This window comes from Neptuniibacter sp. QD48_11 (genome assembly GCF_047778095.1).
GTDB lineage: Bacteria > Pseudomonadota > Gammaproteobacteria > Pseudomonadales > Balneatricaceae > Neptuniibacter.
Genome location: NZ_CP180551.1, coordinates 1,400,781 through 1,423,544, shown reverse-complemented (window position 1 = coordinate 1,423,544; position 22,764 = coordinate 1,400,781). Strand labels below are relative to the sequence as shown.

Annotated in this window: 16 protein-coding genes; 13 read left to right on the top strand and 3 right to left on the bottom strand. The window is 44.6% G+C overall.

All coding sequences use genetic code 11. The annotated features are described in order from the left end of the window. Positions 1 to 4 precede the first annotated feature (4 nt). A complete protein-coding gene (locus tag ACMXYU_RS06425) occupies positions 5 to 352 on the top strand; it encodes a hypothetical protein (protein WP_415900770.1) in 348 nt (115 codons plus the stop codon). Between the two features lie 239 nt (positions 353 to 591). After that, a complete protein-coding gene (locus ACMXYU_RS06420; RefSeq protein ID WP_415900769.1) occupies positions 592 to 2,640 on the top strand; it encodes a methyl-accepting chemotaxis protein in 2,049 nt (682 codons plus the stop codon). Between the two features lie 69 nt (positions 2,641 to 2,709). On the opposite strand, the gene ACMXYU_RS06415 is transcribed toward ACMXYU_RS06420, so the two are convergent. Together ACMXYU_RS06415 and ACMXYU_RS06410 are read right to left on the bottom strand one after the other, a co-directional pair. Next, a complete protein-coding gene (locus ACMXYU_RS06415) occupies positions 2,710 to 3,420 on the bottom strand; it encodes a response regulator transcription factor (protein ID WP_415900768.1) in 711 nt (236 codons plus the stop codon). Further along, entirely contained in the window at positions 3,417 to 6,311 is a 2,895-nt protein-coding gene (locus ACMXYU_RS06410) for a cache domain-containing protein (protein WP_415900766.1), read from the bottom strand. The genes ACMXYU_RS06415 and ACMXYU_RS06410 overlap by 4 nt, the downstream gene beginning before the upstream one ends. A gap of 258 nt (positions 6,312 to 6,569) precedes the next feature. Here ACMXYU_RS06410 and ACMXYU_RS06405 point away from each other — a divergent pair, with 258 nt between their 5' ends. The 11 genes from ACMXYU_RS06405 (at position 6,570) to ACMXYU_RS06355 (ending at position 20,667) form a co-directional block, all read left to right on the top strand. Further along, positions 6,570 to 7,379 (top strand): ABC transporter ATP-binding protein, encoded by an 810-nt coding sequence (locus ACMXYU_RS06405; RefSeq protein WP_415885071.1) that lies wholly within the window; start codon positions 6,570 to 6,572, stop codon positions 7,377 to 7,379. Then, the gene (locus tag ACMXYU_RS06400) at positions 7,376 to 8,128 is read left to right on the top strand and encodes an ABC transporter ATP-binding protein (protein ID WP_415888502.1); all 753 of its coding nucleotides are present in this window, start codon (positions 7,376 to 7,378) and stop codon (positions 8,126 to 8,128) included. Before ACMXYU_RS06405 ends, ACMXYU_RS06400 begins: the two co-directional genes overlap by 4 nt. 68 nt (positions 8,129 to 8,196) lie before the next feature. Beyond that, positions 8,197 to 9,405: an ABC transporter substrate-binding protein gene (locus ACMXYU_RS06395; RefSeq protein WP_415891825.1), complete on the top strand. Its 1,209-nt coding sequence runs from the start codon at positions 8,197 to 8,199 to the stop codon at positions 9,403 to 9,405. Between the two features lie 80 nt (positions 9,406 to 9,485). Further along, positions 9,486 to 10,373, top strand: coding sequence for a branched-chain amino acid ABC transporter permease (locus ACMXYU_RS06390; protein WP_415885074.1), 888 nt, complete (start codon positions 9,486 to 9,488; stop codon positions 10,371 to 10,373). 9 nt (positions 10,374 to 10,382) lie between these two features. Beyond that, complete coding sequence (locus tag ACMXYU_RS06385; protein ID WP_415885075.1) at positions 10,383 to 11,309, top strand: branched-chain amino acid ABC transporter permease; 927 nt, start codon at positions 10,383 to 10,385, stop codon at positions 11,307 to 11,309. Positions 11,310 to 11,355: 46 nt separating this feature from the next. After that, positions 11,356 to 12,999: an acyl-CoA synthetase gene (locus tag ACMXYU_RS06380; RefSeq protein ID WP_415901103.1), complete on the top strand. Its 1,644-nt coding sequence runs from the start codon at positions 11,356 to 11,358 to the stop codon at positions 12,997 to 12,999. A gap of 60 nt (positions 13,000 to 13,059) precedes the next feature. Then, entirely contained in the window at positions 13,060 to 13,809 is a 750-nt protein-coding gene (locus ACMXYU_RS06375; RefSeq protein ID WP_415900764.1) for an electron transfer flavoprotein subunit beta/FixA family protein, read from the top strand. An 11-nt stretch (positions 13,810 to 13,820) separates the two neighbouring features. Next, the gene (locus tag ACMXYU_RS06370; protein WP_415900762.1) at positions 13,821 to 14,747 is read left to right on the top strand and encodes an electron transfer flavoprotein subunit alpha/FixB family protein; all 927 of its coding nucleotides are present in this window, start codon (positions 13,821 to 13,823) and stop codon (positions 14,745 to 14,747) included. A 132-nt stretch (positions 14,748 to 14,879) separates the two neighbouring features. Further along, the gene (locus ACMXYU_RS06365; RefSeq protein WP_415900760.1) at positions 14,880 to 16,652 is read left to right on the top strand and encodes an acyl-CoA dehydrogenase; all 1,773 of its coding nucleotides are present in this window, start codon (positions 14,880 to 14,882) and stop codon (positions 16,650 to 16,652) included. 350 nt (positions 16,653 to 17,002) lie between these two features. After that, complete coding sequence (locus tag ACMXYU_RS06360) at positions 17,003 to 18,559, top strand: methyl-accepting chemotaxis protein (RefSeq protein ID WP_415900759.1); 1,557 nt, start codon at positions 17,003 to 17,005, stop codon at positions 18,557 to 18,559. An 8-nt stretch (positions 18,560 to 18,567) separates the two neighbouring features. Further along, positions 18,568 to 20,667: an EAL and GGDEF domain-containing protein gene (locus ACMXYU_RS06355; RefSeq protein WP_415900758.1), complete on the top strand. Its 2,100-nt coding sequence runs from the start codon at positions 18,568 to 18,570 to the stop codon at positions 20,665 to 20,667. Here the strand turns inward: ACMXYU_RS06355 and ACMXYU_RS06350 are convergent. Then, positions 20,659 to 22,590, bottom strand: a complete 1,932-nt coding sequence (locus tag ACMXYU_RS06350; RefSeq protein WP_415900757.1) for an ATP-dependent DNA helicase RecQ — start codon at positions 22,588 to 22,590, stop codon at positions 20,659 to 20,661. The genes ACMXYU_RS06355 and ACMXYU_RS06350 overlap by 9 nt on opposite strands. Positions 22,591 to 22,764: the final 174 nt, after the last annotated feature.

Here is a 22,764-nt window from a genome sequence, read left to right as displayed (position 1 = left end):
ATAGATGCCTCACAGCACTCTAAACTTAATCAAAGATCTGGATAACTTAAAAATCGTTTACTACTGGACATGCCCCAATCAAGGTAAAGTCAGCCCAAACCTCCCTACCCTACTTCATGCTAGTGAATGGTTCATTTCACATAACACTGCCAAATACACAGGCATTGAAAGACGCAAAACTATGGTTGATCGTCGAAGACTGGAATCTGCAGCGATCACAGCAGAAATGGATCTAGTTTATTCTCGACGCTTAAAGCCAGAAGGCCGCCGTATCACTGATAAAGAACTGACCATTAACTTAGATCTGACTCAAGAAAAACTCAATGAATTAAAACAAGACATCCTCAACTAAGCTCATAAAAACAATTAAGAATCATTATCTTATGCAAATTAACTGTTTGAATCTAAACAGTAATACCTTTGTAGTATTTTTAAAAAATTGGAATTACCTTTCTATAGTACATAAGCACTTTTCGCCCACTATAGAGTTGCTTAAAGCCTATATAAACATATAGTTATGTAGAATTTTAGGCTCCTTGCCTTAGATAACTCAAAGCATTTACTTTGGCCTAGCCCATTGAGGTAGTTCGCATGCCATCATTTTTTCGACACGCGTCGATTGTTAACCAACTAGCCACAATTGTTTTATTGATCGTATTTGCCGTATTTACGGCTTTATCTATTTTTGTCAATCATGAAGTAGACAAAGGCTTCATAAAAAATGTCGAGCATTCACTTGACCAACAAGTTGATCAATTAGCTCAAAACATCGACTTTTTTAATGAGACCTTAAAACAGCAAACGAATCAGATTGCCGATGTTTTTATCCAGATGTTTCCCGGCGATATGCTTATCGACGAACTAAACCAAGTTGAAGTTGGTGAATTTACGGTTCCTACGCTTCTGCATGATTACGAAACTGTCACACGAAATTTCTCAAAACCTGATCAATTCACAAATATGACAGGCGGCACCGCAACCATCTTTATGCGTGTTAAAGATGATTTTTTACGTGTAAGTACATCTCTACGTAAAACAGACGGCAGTCGAGCTTTTGGCACAATGCTTGGCAAGAAACACCCTGGTTATCAAAAGCTAATTAATGGCGAAGAATATAGCGGTCCTGCACACCTATTTGGTCGCGACTATATGACCAAATATATTCCGTTTAAAGATACCCAAGGTAAGGTCATCGGTATTCTATACGTAGGCTTTGATTACACTGAGCGACTAGCCGCCTTACAAAAAACAATATCCGATCTAAAAATTGGTGAAACCGGTTTTGCCTACATCGTCAATTTGAAACAAGGTCCTCAGTTTGGTCAGTTGCTTTTACATCCATTCGCGAAAGGCAAAAATCTTACAGAGGTATCGGAAAGCGGCAACACCTTGCTTAATACAATCAGCAGTAACGACCACGGATTCACTCATATCCCTTTCACTCATGAAGATGGCAACATCAAAGACAAGTTGATTGCTTATTCTCAGGTTTCCAGCTTCAACTGGGCAATCGTTGCAGGAGCTGCAACTGAAGAGTTTCTGACTGAAAGTGAGAAGCTGCGTGTTGAGATGATACTTCTGTCCGTATTTTGCGCACTTCTGATTGCCGGTCTTCTATTCTTCACATTGAAAGTAAAACTGCAGCCGATCGATACAATTTGTAATTATATGCAAGCGATTGGACAGGGCGACCTCACTACACGCATCGACACCGACATGGGCGACGATGAAAACACCCATAACGAGATACATAAGCTAAGTCGCAGCGCTAAAAAAACCATTGCTGGGCTTCGCAAAGTAACAGGTGAATTGAATACAACTATGCACACTATCCAAAATCATTTGGGTACAGTTTCATCAGGCATTGATCGTCTAAATATTGATATAAACCGCCAACAACAAGAAACTGAGATGGTGGCTGCTGCTATTTCTGAAATGACATCAACGTCTGAAGAAGTAGCAAGAAATGCAGCCACGACCGCAGAACAAACTCAGCGTGCAAACAGTGAAGCGAGTCACGGTGATGAACTTGTACAAGAAGTCGTGGGCTCGATTCAGGGCATCTCTTGTGAAGTCAATGAACTCACTAACATGATTGAACAGGTAGAAGAAAACAGTAATGCTATTGGCACAGTAATGGATGTAATCCAAAACATTGCCGAACAAACTAATCTACTTGCACTTAACGCTGCGATTGAAGCTGCTCGCGCAGGCGAAGCAGGCCGAGGTTTCTCGGTTGTAGCGGATGAAGTTCGAAACCTTGCCCAACAAACAGCCACTTCAACGACAGAGATCAGAGAGATGATCGAACGCTTGCAGGGCAATACTCGCAATGCTGTAGATCGTATGGAGCAGAGCAATACTAAGGTTCAAAACAGTGTAGAGATGACTAGCCAAGCAGGACATGCTCTAACATCGATAACCGACTCAGTCGCAAATATCTCTGATGCAAGTGCTCAAATAGCCTCCGCAGCTGAAGAGCAAACTTCGGTTAGTGAAGATATTAGCCGCAATGTAGAGAGTATCAGTACGATTGCCCAAGAAACCGCAAATTCTAGCCAACAAATGAATGCCGCTATAAACGAGCTAGGCAATGCTGGTCAAGAACTAAAACGCGTGATCGCACTATTTAAAGTGTAACTTAGCTGTTTAAACTAAAAAGGGAGCTGAATTCAGCTCCCTTTTTATTTTCGGTTCAAACTCTAACGACTATTCCCACCGCACCTCAGACGTGAACATATACCCTGCCCCATAAACCGTTTTGATAAACGCTGGTTGCTGAGGGTCTTCTTCTATCTTCTTACGTAACCTCGACATTCTTACATCGATGCTCCGATCATAAGGCACGCAATTTTCACCTAAGAGCTGATCACGCGATAGGATTTGGAAAGGATGCTTTAGCAACGCTAGCAACATATCACCCTCAGCCCGACTTAAAGATTCAGCAGGCTTATGCGCATGCTTTAGACTCAATGAATCTGGCTGATAGATCCACTGTCCAAAACGCGCTTTTGTTGGACTATCTATCAATAAATTTTTCTTTTTACGTATGCGACGCAATAGGCTCTGAACCCGAGCTACTAGTTCTCTAGGTTCAAATGGCTTAGTAATATAGTCATCAGCGCCAAATTCTAAACCTAGGATTCTGTCTGTCAGTCCATCTCGACCAGACACAATGATAACCCCTACTTCATCTTCATCGAGCTGCTTAACTAACTCCATCCCATCCATATCAGGAAGGTTAAGGTCTACTATGCAGATATCTGGTTTCGCCCAACCAATTTCCACAAGGGCTGCTTCTCCGGTTGTAAATGGTTTAGCTTGGTAGCGGAAGCTCTGTAGGGTTGTACAAATAAGTTTGCCTAAATCTTCTTCATCTTCAATTACATAGATCACTGGGGTGCTGACATCTGTCATCATCTGCTCTCCTGATTATGCTCTGTTAGGCAAGGCACTATTTTTCTTTCTAAGGTTTCTGCATCGAACGGTTTTTGAATCAAGCTATATTCAAACTCAAGTTTGGATGGCTGCTCACTGTAACCGGTCATGATCACAACAAAAGCCTTAGGGAAAATCATATTCACTGCGGTCGCGACATCATAACCTGACGCTGCTCCCGGCATCACCACATCACTTACAACGCCGGCCAGATCAGATAAACCAGTCAACATAGCTAAGGCCTCATCACCACTAGCCGCTTCAACCACGGAAAAGCCCATTGACCTTAATTGCCCACGAACCAACTGACGCACATCGGCATCGTCCTCAACTAATAAGATAAGAGAACTTTCAGTGATCTCCGACCGATCGATCCCCTCAACTATTTTTGTGGTTTGGGTTGCCCGCGGGCTCTGTTGCTCCATCGCACCTAACAACAGATCAATTCTCGCGCCTACTTGACCATGATGGTAATGAGCGCGATTTTGAATTCTGAAATAACCCTTAGATTGTTTTACAAACCCGTAAACCATACTCAAACCTAAGCCTGATCCCGCCCCCGTGCCTTTGGTAGTAAAAAATGGTTCACAAGCTTTATCTAGGGCTTCGTCACTAAAGCCTTCACCGGTATCAATCACGCTGAGTAATACGTAATCACCTGGAACTACCTCTTCGTCCCACGAAGCTTGCTGAACTTCTCTGCTATCCGAACTAACCGCTGATACCATTAAGCACAACTCTCCACCCTTAGGCATTGCATCAGCCGAGTTAAGTGCTAAATTTACCAAGGCATCTTCCATTTGAGCACTATCAACATAAACAGCAGGCAGGTTTGGTTTAATTTGAGTTCTTAGCTGAATATTTTCGGGCAGAGGTGCAGCCAATAGGCCGACTAAATCGTTGATAAGCTGTTCAGGTTGCACATAGCTAGGCTTAAGCGGCTGACGTCGCGAGAACGCTAACAAACGTTTCGTCATATCCGCCCCTCTTCGAGTCGCTCTTACTGCTGGCGTGAGATGTTGTTGCAGATGCTTAGGTAGATCGTGTTTTCCTTGTAGCTCGAGAAGATTACCAAGAATGATCGTAAGCAGGTTATTAAAATCATGGGCTAAACCACCCGACATCTGCCCAACCGCTTTCATCTTGCTCGCCTCCGCCATACGCTGCTCTACTTCACGCTCATGGGTAATATCGATAGAGAGAGTTAACATCCCTTCGACTTCTTTGCGTACGTTATAAAATGGAAGAACGGTACGACGAGTTAAAATATCTTTACCGTGATCATTCAACCGATATTCATACACCGGCGTTTCACCCAGCATAGCTTTCTCAATATAAGGCTGAAGAGCCTGATTCATCTCTTCACCGACCACGTCTTTGAAAGATTTACCAACAATCCCCTCTTTGGTCTGGTCAAACATCTCTCGGTACTGTCGGTTTGCAAACACATAACGCAGTTGGTTATCGAGGTAAGCCACCTGAGCCGGTAATGCATCTAAAATCAAACGCTGCCGGGTCTCTACTGCACGCAGTTCATCTTGCGTAGTTTGCAGGGAGTTAACCGCTTCCAATAAACGACTATTTGATTCTGACAGTTCTTTGGTGCGTTCATTCACGCGGCTATTTAGGTTGTTAATATTCCCCCGTAAGCGATCAACCATGTAGTCAAATGATTCCGCCAAGATACCTAGCTCATCATTCCGAGAGATACCGGTTTTCGCAGAAAGATCGCCACGGCTGATCTTATAAGCGGTCTGCGATAAAGATTTAATGGGAGAAGTTAGCCACTCAGCAAAGATAAACACAGCAACAATGGATGCCAACAAACCAAAAAAGCCCATGGCCATAATCCGCTGACTAATTTGAACGGAGCTTGCTTTTAAATCGTCCAGATACACCGACGAGCTGATATACCAATCAAACCCTGATAAGTGTCTTACCAACGAGAGCTTTTCGTATTCATAATGCCCTGGATCATCGGGTCTATCCCATTTGTAATACAGTTCTTTACCTGTATCTGACACAGCCATCAGATCTTGATAGATAGGTTGTCCTGTAACTGGATTTAACTGCGTTTTAAAGTTGATCCCATGAATATTGCGATTGGGATGAAATAGCATATTCCCTTGCGAATCGAACACGTAGAGATAGCCATTCTGCGCAATTTTAATATCTTTCAGCGCTCGATTTATCTCTGCTATCGCCCGCTCTTTCTGCGCGGCAACCTCGCGCTGAATATCATCAATATAAACTCCGGCCCCCATCACAAAGCCCCAATCTGGGTAATGCTTTACATAGGAATATTTATCGATCGCTTCAGTTTCGTTAAGACGGTTCCATTTGTATTTATAAAAACCAGTACCGTCGGTTAAAGCGAGAGAGAGAATGCCAGGAATAATCAGATTGCCATCAGTATCTTTTACATCCGACATATTTTGCTGATGATAAGCATCATCAGGGTGAGAGATCAGGTTAGCGTCATAATCTGAGATCCAAATATAATCGCCATTACCAAATTGAAACTTACGCAGATCTGTAAATACCTTTTCCCATATTTCCGCGTCGCTTAACCCACTTTGCCTACCATCACGCAGCGCAAGATTGATGTGGTTTTCAGCTATATCCAGCACAGACCCCAAACGCTGCTCATGAGATTTAAGGGTGTTATCTACGTAACGCTCCGTCCCTGCATACATCCGATTAGCAAGGTCATAAACGATGTTCAAAACCTGACGGTTGGAATTCAATTCAAGATTGAAAACATTCTGTTTAATCAAAGGAACGGTAAAGAAATAAATTGCGGCAAAAATGCTACCGATTAGCGCCAATAGCATTAAGAACAAGCGAATAGTAATAGGTGAACGGCGATACATCGAATCTACTATCTCGTTGATGTTACAAACACAACTCCTCTTCCATGAGAGATAACTTACTAATAAACCAGTATTTCTCTATACCGAATGTAACACAAACCGAGATTGCAACGGCGACTTGTTACATTTCGTTAGATTACAAAAATAGTTAAGCAAACTTTCTCCATTAATCTGGCTGCCACATAAAAACAAAAATCGAGAATTATCTATCTGAAGCTGTAGCGGACAAGGTAATTCAAGGAAAAGAGTAGCGCCACGATGACTCAGCCTAAGCAAGACTTCATTCTGGAAACTCGGGATCTGACCAAAGCGTTTAAAGGCTTTACTGCGGTTGATGATGTCAATCTAAAGATCCAACGAGGACACATTCACGCCCTTATCGGCCCTAACGGCGCAGGTAAGACCACTGTATTCAATTTGCTGACCAAATTTTTGCAACCAACGACCGGTCAGATCTTGTTTAACAATGAAGATATCACCTCGATGCAATCTGCAGCGATAGCACGCAAAGGGGTTGTCCGTTCATTCCAAATCTCTGCTGTTTTTCCTCACTTAACGGTTCTAGAAAACGTTCGTATTGCCCTACAACGTAAAGAAGGTAACAGCTTTCACTTTTGGCGTTCTGAAAAAATTCTTAACCATTTAAATGCGCGCGCTTTAGAGCTTCTCGAATCTGTAGGTTTAGAGAGTTTTGCCAACAGCGTTACCGTTGACCTGCCTTATGGCCGCAAGCGTGCGCTAGAGATCGCAACCACCTTAGCCTTAGAACCTGAACTCATGCTGCTTGATGAACCAACACAAGGCATGGGGCACGAAGATGTAGATGTAGTGACCGACCTAATCAAAAAGGTCTCTGCCAATCGCACAATCCTAATGGTTGAACACAACTTACATGTAGTTTCCAAACTTGCTGATCGCATCACCGTACTGCAACGAGGCGCTATTTTGACTGAAGGCGACTACGACACCGTTTCCGCAGATCCACGCGTGCGTGAAGCTTACATGGGTACTGCAGCCGAAGAAGTTGAAGCTGAACAAGCAAAACAAGAAGCGGAGGCTGTGGTATGAATCAGGCCGTTAACTTACAGACCAAACACGAAGCCGTTCACGGTAATCAGCGCGAAAAACTTCGTATTAATAATCTACACGCCTTTTATGGCGAGTCGCACATTCTCCATGGCATCGACCTAACGGTTAACCAAGGTGAATTGGTAACCCTATTGGGCCGTAACGGTTCCGGTCGTTCAACCACCCTAAAAGCCATCATGAATATGGTCGGCAAACGTACCGGCAACATTGTGGTCAATGGCGAGGAAACTATGTCCTTGCCTGCTCATAAGATTGCCCGTTTAGGCCTCGGCTTTTGCCCCGAAGAGCGCGGTATTTTCTCCAGCCTTAATGTTGAAGAAAACCTAATGCTACCACCTCAAGTGCGCTCTGACGGCATGAGTGTGGAAGAGATCTACGAAATATTCCCAAACCTTTACGAACGTAGAACCAGTCAAGGCACACGTTTATCTGGTGGTGAGCAACAGATGCTTGCCCTAGGAAGAATTTTGCGTACTGGCGCAAACATCCTATTGCTGGATGAAATTACTGAGGGCCTCGCCCCCGTCATTGTGCAGAAACTGGGCGAGGTTCTTAGTCTCCTCAAAGAGAGAGGATTAACCATTCTGCTAGTCGAGCAAAACTTCCGCTTTGCAGCCCCTATTGCTGACCGTCACTACGTGATGGAGCACGGCCACATCGTGGAAGAAGTTCATGCCCATGAGCTCGAAGCTAAAACAGATTTATTGAATACCTACCTCGGTGTTTAAGCAGTTAAAGAATAAAAACAACATAGATACGACCTTTGAGTAGAAGGTACGGCAACTGGAGCGAGTCAATGAAGACATTTAAAAAATCACTAATCTCAGCAGTTATTACAGGCGCAGTGGCAACAGCAGTTTCAGGTGCTGCACTGGCAGAATCTGACGGCAAAATTAAGCTGGGCATTTTGGCAGATATGGGTGGTACTTATGCCGACATTTGTGGTCAAGGCTGTGTAACCGCAGCAGAGATGGCGATTGAAGATTTTGGTGGTAAGGCACTTGGACAAGAGATCGAACTAGTTACAGCTGACTCACAGCTAAAACCAGATATCGCCTCTTCTATTGCGCGTAAGTGGGTAGAAGCCGAAGACGTTGATGCAATCGGTGGTTTAGTTTCTTCTGCGGTATCTGGCGCAGTATCGAAAGTTAACCTGAATGCTAAAAAGCTAACACTGATTTCTGGCTCAGCATCCAACACGTTCACAACTAAGAGCTGTAACCCTTACAACGTTCACTGGACTTACAACGTTGTTGCCCTAGCAAACGGCACTGTAAAACCTATGGTTCAATCCGGTAAGAAGAAATGGTTCTTCATCACAGCTGACTACAGTTTTGGTCACGCTCTAGAAGGTGTTGCATCCAAGGTCATCAAAGAAAACGGCGGTGAAGTTGTTGGCACTATCCGCGCTCCTCTAGGCACTACAGACTTCTCTTCTTATGTTCTTCAGGCTCAAGCTTCTGGTGCGGACGTAGTTGCTCTAGCGAATGCCGGTAACGACACAGTAAATGCGCTGAAAACTGCCACTGAATTTGGTCTAACGCAAGAGATGGATGTTGCGGGCCTATTAGTATTCACACCAAACGCTCAAGCAATGGATGCAGATGTTGCTGGCGGTATGCGCTTAACGTCTGGATTCTACTGGGACATGGATGAGAAAACGCGTCAGTGGAGTCAACGTTTCGAAGAGCGTCACGGCGCTATTCCAAGCATGATTCACGCAGGTGTTTACTCTGTAACAACTCACTACCTTAATGCAGTTAAAGCGGTAGGCAGTGATAACGCAGAAGCGATCGCTAAGAAGATGAAAGAGACAAAACCTGAAGACTTCTTCGCACGTAATGCAACTCTACGTCCAGACGGCCGTATGGTACACGACATGCTGTATGTAGAGATCAAGAAAGCAGCCGAGCGTAAAGATCAAAACGACATCTACAAAGTACTGAAGGTTATTCCAGCAGATGAGGCTTACAGCCCAATGCTACCGCAGTGCAACTTCTCATAAGAAAAACGCGTGGTGGCAAATGCTATTTGGCTTTGCCATCACCCCTGCTCCATACATCCCTATTGGATGACTACAGGTAGATGATTGTTATGTTTGATATTAACCTCTTTGCCCTATTTGGCCAGTTATTGGTTGGGTTGATCAACGGCTCATTCTACGCCTTGCTTAGCCTCGGACTGGCCATTATCTTCGGTCTGCTGAAGATAATTAACTTCGCGCAAGGTGCACTCTATATGCTGGGTGCATTTATCGCTTTTCTTGCCCTGAAATATATGGGCATAAACTACTGGGTGGCTTTGATCCTTGTACCGATCTGCATTGGCGCGATCGGCATATTGATGGAACGCTTCCTTATCCGCCCTATCGCTAATGAAGATCACCTCTATAGCCTACTGTTAACGTTCGGCTTAGCCTTGATTATACAGGGTGCTTTTACCCATATGTTTGGCTCTTCTGGCATGTCATACGCCATTCCCGAAGAACTAAAAGGCGGTAACCGTCTGCCATTTATGTATCTGCCGAATTATCGGGCTTGGATCATTATCGCTTCTATCATTGTCTGCGCTGGCACTTGGTGGATGATCGAAAAAACCAAGCTAGGTGCTTACCTTCGCGCAGGCACAGAGAACCCACAATTGATGCAAGCCTTTGGTATCAACGTGCCATTGATCGTTACTTTGACCTTTGGTTTCGGCGTTGCTTTAGCAGGCTTTGCCGGTGTCATGGCTGCTCCAGTCTATTCTGTATCTCCTGATATGGGCTCAAACATCTTAATCGTGGTGTTTGCCATCGTGGTTATCGGTGGAATGGGTTCTATCGGTGGAGCCATCCTCACGGGCCTTGGTATGGGGATCGTGGAAGGTCTAACCAAATATTTTTATCCCGAAGCCTCTACCACCATTATCTTCTTGGTGATGGTTATTGTGCTGCTACTCAAGCCAGCCGGTTTATTCGGTAAAGAAGCTTAGGAGATCGGTATGAATAATCAAAAACTAAACATTGCACTGCTGGCTCTAGCGTTGATCGCACCAGCAGCTCTTTACCCTGTTTTCCTAGCTAAAGTTCTGTGCTTTGCACTATTTGCCTGCGCATTTAACTTATTGCTTGGATTTGTGGGCTTACTTTCCTTTGGTCATGCGGCGTTCTTAGGAACGGGTGGATACATCACCGGTTACCTCATGATCAATAGCGGTATTACACCTGAACTTGCCATTCTTGCAGGTACTGTTGCCGGCGGCTTATTAGGTGCGATTTTTGGCAAGCTTGCGGTTAAGCGTGAAGGCATCTACTTCGCCATGGTGACCTTGGCTTTGGCACAGTTAGTGTTCTTCCTCTACCTACAAGCGCCATTTACTAATGGAGAAGATGGTATGCAAGGTGTGCCTCGTGGGGAGCTGTTTGGGCTACTAGACCTAAGCGATAACTACACCATGTATTACTTTGTGCTGGCCATATTTGTATTCGGTTATTGGATGATCAACCGCACCATTCATTCACCATTTGGCCAAGTATTAAAAGCAATTCGAGATAACGAAGCCCGCGCAACTTCATTGGGTTACGACGTTAATCGTTACAAATGGATTGCCTTCATCATCTCATCTGCTTTAGCAGCACTTGCTGGCTCGACCAAAACGCTGGTTTTCCAATTGGCATCGTTAACCGATGTTCATTGGCACATGTCAGGCGAAGTCATCCTTATGACCCTTGTTGGCGGGGTGGGCACGATCTTCGGCCCTGTCTTGGGTGCAGGCTTTATCGTCAGCATGCAGAACTACCTCTCTGGTGGCGAGATGGGTAACTACATTCACATCATTATGGGCGCTGTTTTTGTGGTTTGCGTTTTGAGCTTCCGCAGCGGAATAGTCGGCCAATTTATCAAATTTAAACGTAATAACTTTAGCTAAGCGCAAAACTGAGCGTTAGCGGTAAATAGCAAGGAGAGAGACAGTGATCACTTCAGCTTTCGAAACCGATCTGGATAAAAATCTGGCCAATTATTCTGCACTGACACCTATTACGTTTATCGAACGTGCAGCTAGTGTCTATCCAGAGCGTACAGCCACTGTTCATGGCGAAATACGCCGCAGCTGGGCTGAAACCTATAATCGTTGTAAGAAACTAGCCAGCGCTTTAAAACAAAAAGGCGTCAATCCTGGCGATGCCGTTTCTATTTTAGCGCCAAACCTAGCTGAACACTTTGAAGCGCATTTCGCCGTACCTATGTGTGGCGCCGTGCTTAACTCAATTAATATCCGTCTAGATTCAGAAGCCGTTGCATTTATTTTGCAGCATGCTGAAAGCAAGGTTCTTATTACTGACCGTGAGTTCAGCTCTGTCGTTAAAGGCGCTCTGGAGCTGATGGATCATAAACCTTTCATCATCGATATTGATGATCCTTATTGGACTGAAGGCGAGTTCATCGGCGATATCAAATACGATGATTTCCTCAAGCTAGGTGACGAAAACTTCACACCTCACCACGTGAATGATGAATGGAACGCCATCACCCTAAACTACACATCAGGCACGACAGGTAATCCAAAAGGTGTTGTATACCACCATCGCGGTGCTTACCTAAACGCTATCAGTAACTCCATTTCATGGGGCATGGGCCAGCACCCTGTATATCTGTGGACCCTACCAATGTTCCACTGCAATGGTTGGTGTTTCCCATGGACGATCGCTGCTATGGCAGGTGTTAATGTCTGCCTTCGTCATGTCCGCGCAGATCATATTTTTAATGCCATTAAAGAAGAGAAAGTTGGTTTCTTCTGTGGTGCACCTATCGTTCTGAACATGCTTAATTCCGCTGATGATGAACTTAAAGCTGGCATTGAACATCAAGTAAACGTGATGACTGCAGGTGCAGCGCCACCAGCAGCGGTTATCGCAGGTATGGAAGCCCTAGGCTTTAGCGTAACCCATGTTTACGGCTTAACAGAAACCTACGGCCCTTCTGTTGTGTGTGCTTGGCACGATGAGTGGAATGACAAAACGGCTGATGAGAAAGCGCGCTTAAAATCTCGTCAAGGTGTCAGAGCGCCAATGCTTGATGGCCTAATGGTTGCTGACCCAACAACAATGGAACCTGTGCCTCAAGATGGCGAAACAATGGGTGAGATTTTCATGCAAGGAAATCTTGTAATGAAAGGCTATCTAAAGAACCCAGAAACCACTGAGAAAGCCTTTGAAGGTGGTTGGTTCCACTCGGGTGATCTAGCAGTATGGCATGCAGATGGCTATATCGAGATCAAAGATCGTTCTAAAGACATCATCATCTCAGGTGGTGAAAACATCTCCTCTATCGAGGTAGAAGATGTTCTATACCGTCATCCATTTATCCAAGAAGCTGCGGTAGTTGCTAAGAACAACGAGAAATGGGGTGAAACACCTTGTGCTTTCGTTGCTCTGAAAGAGGGCTCTGAACGTGATATCACAGAGAAAGAGTTAATCGATTTCTGTCGTGAACACATGGCCCACTTTAAAGCACCGAAGGATATTGTTTTCGGTCCACTACCTAAAACATCGACCGGTAAGATCCAGAAGTTCCTACTTCGTGATCGTGCCAACGGTACAGAACCTCAAAAATCATAAGACTTATAACACCAGAGTGAAAACCTAGGAGCGCTGCTCCTAGGTCGGAGAGGTAAACAGATGAAAATTTTAGTTACCGTAAAACGCGTGATTGATTACAACGTAAAAGTGCGCGTTAAAGCAGACAACACCGATGTAGATCTAGCCAATGTCAAAATGGCGCTCAACCCGTTCTGCGAGATCGCCGTCGAAGAAGCGGTTCGCCTGAAAGAAGCAGGTAAAGCAGAAGAAATCGTCATCGTATCGATCGGACCTAAAGCCTGTCAGGAACAGATTAGAACAGCCCTAGCTTTAGGCGCAGATCGTGGTATTCAGATTGAAACTGATGTACTTCCTGAATCACTGAATGTAGCGAAGCTATTAAGCAAAGTGATCGATGAGGAACAACCTGATCTGGTAATTATGGGTAAACAAGCCATCGATAGTGATAACAATCAGACAGGTCAAATGTTAGCGGCGCTAACCGATATGCCACAAGGCACTTTTGCTTCTGAAGTGAAGGTTGAAGATGGTAAAGCTGTTGTAACTCGCGAAGTAGATGGCGGCCTACAAACAGTAGAGCTAAAACTACCAGCAATTGTGACCACTGATCTTCGACTTAATGAACCTCGCTACGCTTCGCTGCCAAACATAATGAAAGCTAAGCGCAAGCCTTTAGCGGTCAAATCCCCTGCGGACTTAAGTGTAGAGCTAAAAAACCACACCAAGTTGTTGAAAGTCACGCCACCAGCAGAGCGTGCAGCGGGCATCCGAGTAAACAGCGTTGATGAATTGATCGAGAAACTTCAGAACGAAGCAAAAGTAATTTAAGGGGGTGATATATGACTATTCTCGTTATTGCAGAACATGACAACCGTACACTAAAACCAGTCACTCTCAACACGATTACAGCAGCGACACAAATCAGTGGTGATATTCATCTATTGGTTGCGGGCAGCAACTGTAAAGCTGTAGCCGTTTCAGCCTCAGAGATCGCTGGTGTTAGTAAAGTCTTACTTGCTGATGAGCTAGCTTATGAATACCAGCTTGCAGAAAACATGGCTAAGCTAATTACCGAGTTAGGTAAGGACTACGATCATATCCTCGCACCAGCCACGACCTCGGGGAAAAACTACCTTCCACGCGTTGCAGCGCTATTGGATGTGGTTCAAATCTCAGATATCACCGCAGTTGAATCAGCTACAACGTTCCAGCGCCCTATCTACGCAGGTAACGCGGTCGCAACCGTAGAATCATTAGATCTGATTAAAGTCATCACCGTACGAACAACTGCTTTCGACGCTGCTGAAACAGGCAATTCGGCAGAGATCTGTGAGATATCGATTGCTCATGATGCCCAACTATCAAGCTTTGTTAATGAAGAGGTCGCTGAATCTGATCGCCCAGAACTGACTGCTGCCAACATCATTATTTCCGGTGGGCGCGGCATGGGTAACGGTGAGAATTTCGGTCTGCTAGAACAAGTAGCAGACAAGCTAGGCGCTGCCGTAGGTGCATCCCGTGCAGCGGTTGACGCCGGCTTTGTTCCAAACGATATGCAAGTAGGCCAGACAGGTAAGATCGTCGCGCCAGAGCTGTATATCGCTGTTGGTATTTCAGGTGCTATTCAACATCTTGCAGGAATGAAAGATTCCAAAACCATTGTTGCTATCAACAAAGATGAAGAAGCTCCTATTTTTTCCGTCGCAGATTATGGCTTAGTTGCTGACCTGTTTGACGTGATGCCAGAGCTACAAAATAAACTGTAGCTCCTTTGATGCGGGCTGGGTACTTGTCGCCTTTTTACCCAGCTCGCCTTTTTAATGTAACACACACGATACAACTTAAAGAGCCGCTTGGATGTTTTTATATAGCCGCTCTAATCAAGAGATGAGAGATTTATGAGCACTTATACTCCACCACTACAAGATGCCAGCTTTCTACTAAACCATCTGATCGATCTAGATCAGCTATGCAGTGAACAAAACCTAGACGAAGTTAACTCTGAGCTAGCCAATGTTATCGTTGAGGAAGCAGGCAAATTAGCCTCTGATGTTTTAGCCCCTTTAAACTGGGTAGGCGACCAAAACGGCGCTACAGTTGCAGATGGTGCAGTACAAGAAACCGCAGGCTTCTCCGATGCCTATCAGCAGTTTGTCGAAAATGGTTGGGCTACGCTAACGGGTCCTGAAGAGTTTGGTGGCCAGGCGCTACCCAATGTCATAGGTACAGCCGTAAATGAACTGTGGCATTCGGCCAATATGGGCTTTGCACTCTGCCCTATGCTAAGCCAAGGCGCTGTAGAAGCTCTGATTGCGCATGGTAGCGACGAATTAAAAGCACAATACCTACCACAACTGATTAGTGGTGAGTGGACCGGTACCATGAACCTAACTGAACCCAATGCAGGATCAGATCTGGCAGCGGTAGCCTCCAAAGCCATCCCTGAAGGCGATCACTACAAAATTACGGGCCAGAAGATCTTTATCACTTGGGGTGATCACCAGATGACATCGAATATCGTGCATCTAGTGCTTGCTCGTCTGCCAGATGCACCTGCCGGTGTTAAAGGCATCTCCCTGTTTATCGTGCCTAAATATCTTTTAGATGATCAAGGCCAACCAGGCGAATTAAACGACGTAAGCTGTGTATCCCTAGAGCACAAACTGGGTATTCATGGCAGCCCAACCTGTGTAATGAGCTTTGGTGATAACGAAGGCGCAATCGGTTACCTCGTAGGTGAAGCAAACAAAGGCCTGAGCTACATGTTCACAATGATGAACCATGCTCGCCAATCGGTAGGCTTACAAGGTTTGTCTATTTCCGAGCGTGCTTACCAACAAGCACTGCAATACAGCCAAGAACGCTTCCAAGGTAGCAATCCTGATGGCAGCAAAATAGCTATCATCAATCACCCAGATGTACGTCGTATGTTGATGGCGATGAAATCAGGCAATGAAGCCATGCGCGCTCTTGCCTATACCGCAGCTGCGGATATCGACCGCGCACATCATGGCGATCAAACCAGCAAATCACGAGTAGAGTTTTACACGCCTATTGTTAAAGGCTGGATGACTGAACTGGCACAAGAGCTAACATCACTGAATATCCAGGTTCACGGCGGCATGGGTTTCATCGAAGAAACTGGTGCGGCGCAACATTACCGTGATGCACGTATTTTACCGATTTACGAAGGTACTACAGGAATCCAAGCCCTTGACCTTATTGGTCGTAAAACACTGTTTGATAAAGGCGCTGCGCTAACGCAACTGCAAGCCGATGTTCAAGCCACAACTGAACTTCTACTTCACTCAGATTCAGAAGCCCTGCAAGAGCTTGGTAAAAAACTAACCACTGCTCTTCGAGATGCGACCTCTGCCGGTCAATTTATCCTAGAAAATGCAGGCAGCGATAAACAACTTATGGGCAATATCAGTGTCGATAACCTCATGATGATGGGCTACCTAACCGGTGGCTGGCTACTAGCGCAAGGCGCCATCAAAGCTGAAGAGCTAAAAGGCGCGGATAACGACTACGGCGATGATTTCCTTAACGCTAAAGTTTCTACCGCATTGTTCTTTGCTGACCATTACCTACCAAGAGTAAGCCAACATGCAGCAACCCTGCAGACTGGCTTAAATCATACTTTTGCTTTGGATATTGAACAGCTTTAGACCCTCGTTTTTACGCTCTTCACGATGGTGGTGTTACCACTCCGGAGCTGTTGGGCTCCTTTAGGCTTAAAGGCCTCTTTGCCCTCCTTTTAGGAGGGCTTTTTTGTATAAGCCTATCAGATAGTTAGCACCTAAAGACCACTATCATAAGAGAACAACTGAACAATTCACAACCAAAAAATATTGCAGCGCACAATTGTTTGTGTCATATATATTTAATCGAAGTCCGAGATAATCGTATTAATAGTGGCGACCGAACATACGGTCAAATAATCAATGTCACTAATCGCGACCAATAAAAATAATTACATGTCGCTCCAGAAACGGAACTGCAAACTGGAGACTTGAACATGAGCATTAACACAACAGGTATAGAACATACCTATCCAGAAAACGTTCGCTTAATTTCGACCACAGATACTCAGGGCGTTATCACCTACGCGAACCCTGAATTCTGTGAAGTTGCTGGTTACTCTCAAGAAGAGCTGATTGGTCAACATCACAATATCGTCCGGCACCCTGATATGCCAAAAGCAGCTTTTGGCGATCTTTGGCACCATATGAAGAATGATCAGCCTTGGATGGGCATGGTTAAGAACCGCTGTAAAAACGGTGATCATTACTGGGTTCAAGCTTATGTCATGCCTATCTACAACGATAAAGGCGAGAAAAGCGGCTACCAATCCGTGCGTACGCGACCAACAAGTTACCAGATCGAACGAGCTGAAAAAGTTTACGCAAAACTTAATAGCTCCCCTAACAAAACCGTTAAAGGAAAAAGCCTAGCTTCCCGCATTTTAGCAACAACGGCGATTACTAGCCTTTCCATGGCTGCTTGCACACTTTTACCTTTTGAATCTTTTCTCCAATACATAGCGATGTTCATCGTGTTTACGATCGCTATGTTTACGATGTATCGCCATACGCACCACCTCTCTGAAATTGCATCAACTGCGGATGGCATCTATGCCAATCCACTAGCGCAATTAGTAATGGCTGAAAACATGCATGAGCAAGGCTCAGTAGAGCTAGCAACACGAATGATGCAGGCCCGCTTAAGAACGGTAGTTGGTCGCGTTGAAGACAGTATCAAAACCCTCAATGAGGTTATGCACGAGACCGATGACGCCGTCGCTCAAACAACTTCTGGTATTCATCAGCAAAATGCTGAAAGCGACATGCTGGCCAGTGCAGCCACTCAAATGTCAGCCACAGCACATGATATTGCCGATAACACGGCGCAAACTTCTTCAGCTACTCAACATGCATCTGATCTGGCCGAGCAAGGCAAAAATAATATCAGTGTCATGTTAGAAGGTATTTCAGAGCTGGTAAGCGATGTACAAGCGGCGTCCGCATCTTCTGATGAACTTAAACATCAGGCTCATTCGATTGAACAAATTATCAATATCATCAATGAGATCGCTGAGCAGACTAATCTTCTCGCGCTAAATGCCGCGATTGAAGCTGCTCGAGCTGGAGAACAAGGACGTGGATTTGCGGTAGTTGCGGATGAAGTAAGAACCCTCGCCCAACGTACGCAATCTTCCACCAGCGAAATTCGAAATACCATCGATACCATCCAGAAGCAGGTTGAAGAAACAGCTAACGCGATGGAGCGTTGTTCAGGACAAGCACACAAGGGCATTGAACTTGCGAAAGAAGCGAGTCATTCATTTGAGCAAGTTTCTCATGCCATGACTCAGGTTTCAGATCGATGCCTACAGGTTGCCAGCGCATCCGAACAGCAAAGTGCCGTTTCAGATGAGATCAGTAATAGCATTTTGAGCATTAGAAATGTGGCTAGCTCCAATATGGATGCGGCGGATAAGACGAACCACGCTTGTGACAATCTGAAAGTGCTGGTTAAAGACCTTAATTCTCTGATGAAGACCTTCACCGCCTAGGTGCAGTCATGCATGTTGAATTAGCCACCAGACTTTCTCCGCCAGCAATCAACCACGTAGCCTTGCTGGTTGCGGCTTTAATTCTAGCCTTATTACTCGTTCCGCTATGGTATGAGATAAGGCTAAGTCGCTCGCGAGGGTTAATTTCAAAAATATCGTCAGAACTAGAAGAACTGCTAAACAACGAGCCCGTCCCTACCCTACTTTGTACTGAAGACGCTATCTTGGGTATGAATGGTTCGGCAAAGGAGTTCTTCAACCTTTCCCCTTTAACCAAGCCTCATCGTTTAAAAAGCATCTTTCATCATCTTCCAGAAGAGCTTCATTCGGGTTTAAAACAGGGTTTCCAACACAACCGTGTATTTAGTTTGAGTCATGGCCACAGTGGCCCCCTGTCGGATATTACTGTCCATTGCACACCTAATAATGAAAACCGCTATTTAATCCGTTTACTCAAAACAGTAGCGATTAAAAAGCATGATCGTTATCGCAAAATTAAAGAGAATATAAACCAACTTTCAACCGGCGCTGTTATTACTGACGTTAACCTCAAAGTCATTGAAGTAAATACTCAATTCGAGAAGATCACCGGTTATTCAAATGCAGATATTGTTGGCCATCATATTTCCAATCTAAGCTCAGACAATAACAAGGATATCTATGAATCTATGTGGAAGGAGATATCCCGAACAGGTGTATGGTCTGGCGCTTTATGGAACGTCAAAAAAGAGGGGGAAGAATATCTACAGCATCTTACGATCAGTGAGATCACAAACAACGACGGCATTGTCACTCATTACCTGGGGACTCTCTCAGACCTATCGCAAATTTATAGCATTGATAGCCTAGGTAATAGCTCATCAGTAAAGTTAATCCCGCGAATTAAGCAACTCGAGGTCGAGTTTGAACTACTGATGAATAATGAAGGCAACGCGAAGGTTATCGTTCTCGACATACAACGTTTCAATACAATTCGTAACACGTACGGAGCAGGTATTGCTGAAAAGTTGGTCGAAGATGTAATTACCCGAATAGCGCAAGCCTGTTCCGATAAAGACTACCTTGCTCAAATCGGTAACGATGAAATCGCCATTCTTTGCAGTAGCAGTTCTCTGTACGTAAACATGCTACTGCATGAGATTAAACAGGTGATAAGAACCCCTTTTTGTATTGATGGCACAGAGGTATCCATCTCTGCTCATATTGGCTTAGCCTCCGCCCCAGATCACGGAAAGAACCTAGCTGAAGTCACTAATGCTGCGACGATGGCGTTGAATTCGAAGAAAGATATAAAACAAGGTGCCATAGCGGTATATACCCCTGCACTCAAGAAAGCATCGGTCGAAAACTTAAAAATAGAAGCGCGATTGCGGAATGCCATCAGCAGTGATGGTCTATCACTTGTTTACCAGCCCATCTTTAACCAGCAAAGGCAACTCGAGAAAGTAGAAGCCCTTTTACGTTGGACCCATTCTGAACTGGGACCCATTTCACCTGCGCGCTTTATCCCCCTCGCAGAGGAAACCGGTTTAATTCGAGAGATTGGCGAATGGGTTATCAACGAAGCCTGCAGACAGCTCGGTGTCTGGCAAGAGATGGGGATTAAAACCTTCCCTGTAGCCATTAACCTTTCCGGTTACCAACTCAGCGATTACAACTTAGCCGATAGAATTAAGCATGCTTGTAAGCAATATAACTTGCAGCACGATCAACTGATTCTCGAAGTCACTGAATCTGTATTGATGGAACAGATGGAAACCGGAAAATCGATTCTTGAAGAGCTATCAAAAGCGGGCTTCAGTATTGCAATTGACGATTTTGGGACCGGCTACTCCTCTCTCGCTTACTTGAACCAGTTCCCTGCCAGCATTCTAAAAATTGACCGAAGTTTTATCAACGATATCGGGACAGACTCTGATATGCGCGTACTCGATTCCATTATTCAACTGGCTCACAATCTAGATCTCCAGATCGTTGCCGAAGGTATCGAAACCCAAAACCAACTGGCATACCTTCAGAACAAAGGCTGCCAGAACTACCAGGGGTTCCTTCTTTCTAAACCTTTAACGCCAGAAACTCTGCAGCAGCAAAGCTTTGCTCTAGACTAATAACTCTGTAACCTTTTGCTTCACTTCAGAAAAGCGGACACGTTCACAAGAACCAAAGCCTGATAGCTGCCTTGCTTTTACACGTGTGAGTACAGGAACACTGATCCCCATTAGAAAACGACAGGCTACGCCTACAGTAAGGCGAATACTTTTACTATTAAACAGCTGATTTAATTCGTCCAAAAAGCCCATTAGCTTTGCTTCACTTGGTAGCTCTGGAACAGAAGAATAGCTTAAGGTTGCAGGTTCACCACGACAGGCCGAGCAATGGCCACACTGCTCAGGCGCTTGTTGGTCATCAAAATAACGCGCTAAATTTGAAGTTAAGCACCGATCCAATTCAAAAAAGCGAATTAACTGTGCAATCCGCTGAACTTCCTTCTCCTCTTTCTCGTTAAAGTAATCAGCAAGGGATTGAGCCAAATTAGGTTCAGCAAGTTTATTGCTATCGACGGCAAAGACTTCAGTAATTTTCTTGGTTTCAAGCATAATCAATTGCTGCTCTTGCAGATACTCCATCGCCGAAACAACTCGCTGCCGATCACAACCATAATGCTGATAAAGGCTTTCAAAATCTAAATTCCCCCACACTTTTTTAAACTGGGTATGTTGGAAAATAGCTTCGATAAACTGACGTCGTTCATCTTTAAAACGCTCTAATATCACAGGCTGTTCAACCAAGAACTTGTACTTAAAATCAGCAAAATAGGAGTATTTAGGTTGAATAACACCTCGAAGCTCTAACTGAACCAACAAGGTTTTTAGCGGAAGTTGACGGATATTCGCAGCGTTAGATAATGGAGATATTTGCATCTCCCATTGCTGACCGCTCTCCTCATCCCGAATATTGTTGATCACATATTCGATGCCCGATAGCTCTGGCGTATCACCGTATACGAAATTTTCTACCGTATTAATGCCATCTAGATTAGCCAAAGTAATACAGTGAGACAGCTGCCCATCTCTACCGGCCCGACCTATCTCCTGACTGTAGTTTTCAATCGATTTAGGTAGGTCATAATGGATCACGAAACGTACATCGGACTTATCAACACCCATACCGAAGGCAATTGTTGCGACTACAACACCTATCCTGCCAGCCATAAAATCGGTTTGGATTTGATGCCTTAACTCATTTTCTAAACCTGCATGATATGCCACTGCAGCTATTCCTTGCTGCTGTAAGTAACTGGCAACCTCCTCTGCTGTTTGTTGCAAAGTGACGTACACAATACCTGCGCAGCTTTGCGCAGCAACAACTTGAGCGAGCTGATCCTTTTTATCTGCCTCATTAACAGGCAATACCGTTAAATCCAAATTCGAGCGATAAAAGCCGGTCTGAACTATATGCTCCGCAACAATATTAAAGCGCTGCGCCATATCCCTTTTAACTTTACGCGTTGCAGTAGCTGTCAGTAACAACACTGTTGGGATATTGAGCTGCTGACAATACTGCGGCAATTTCAGATAGTCAGGGCGGAAGTTATGTCCCCACTCAGAGATACAATGCGCCTCATCCACTACCAACATTGAGATTGGCACAGAGCTTATAAACTCTCGAAAGCGTTCATTTTTAAACCGCTCAACAGAGACCATTAAAATCTTAATTCTGCCTTGACGAATATCCTGCATAACCTGACGGTTTTCATCAGGCGTCAACGTCGAATCTATACTTGCCGCAGCAATCCCTTTCTCTTTTAAAAAAGCTAACTGATCTTTCATCAGCGCTAATAACGGCGATACAACCAAGGTCAAATTAGGTAGATGAATCGCCGTAAATTGATAGCAAAGCGATTTGCCTGCACCCGTTGGAAATACTGAGAGTGTCGATTGACCATCAAGTAACTGACGAATGGTTTGCTCTTGCCCATCCCGGAATTGATCAAACGAAAAGTGTTGTTGTAGCGATTGTTGCAGATCCATAGAAAATTCCTTAGCGCTAAATCCATTTAGCGATACTTGTGAAGTTATTTGGAACTATACGTGAGGCAATAGCTATCAAGCAAAATAAAACACTTGCTCATTAAGACTCTAGTGCTTTATGGCACGTTTAGTGCTGTACAATAAACAGACAATAAAAACTAAAGGAAACTTTAA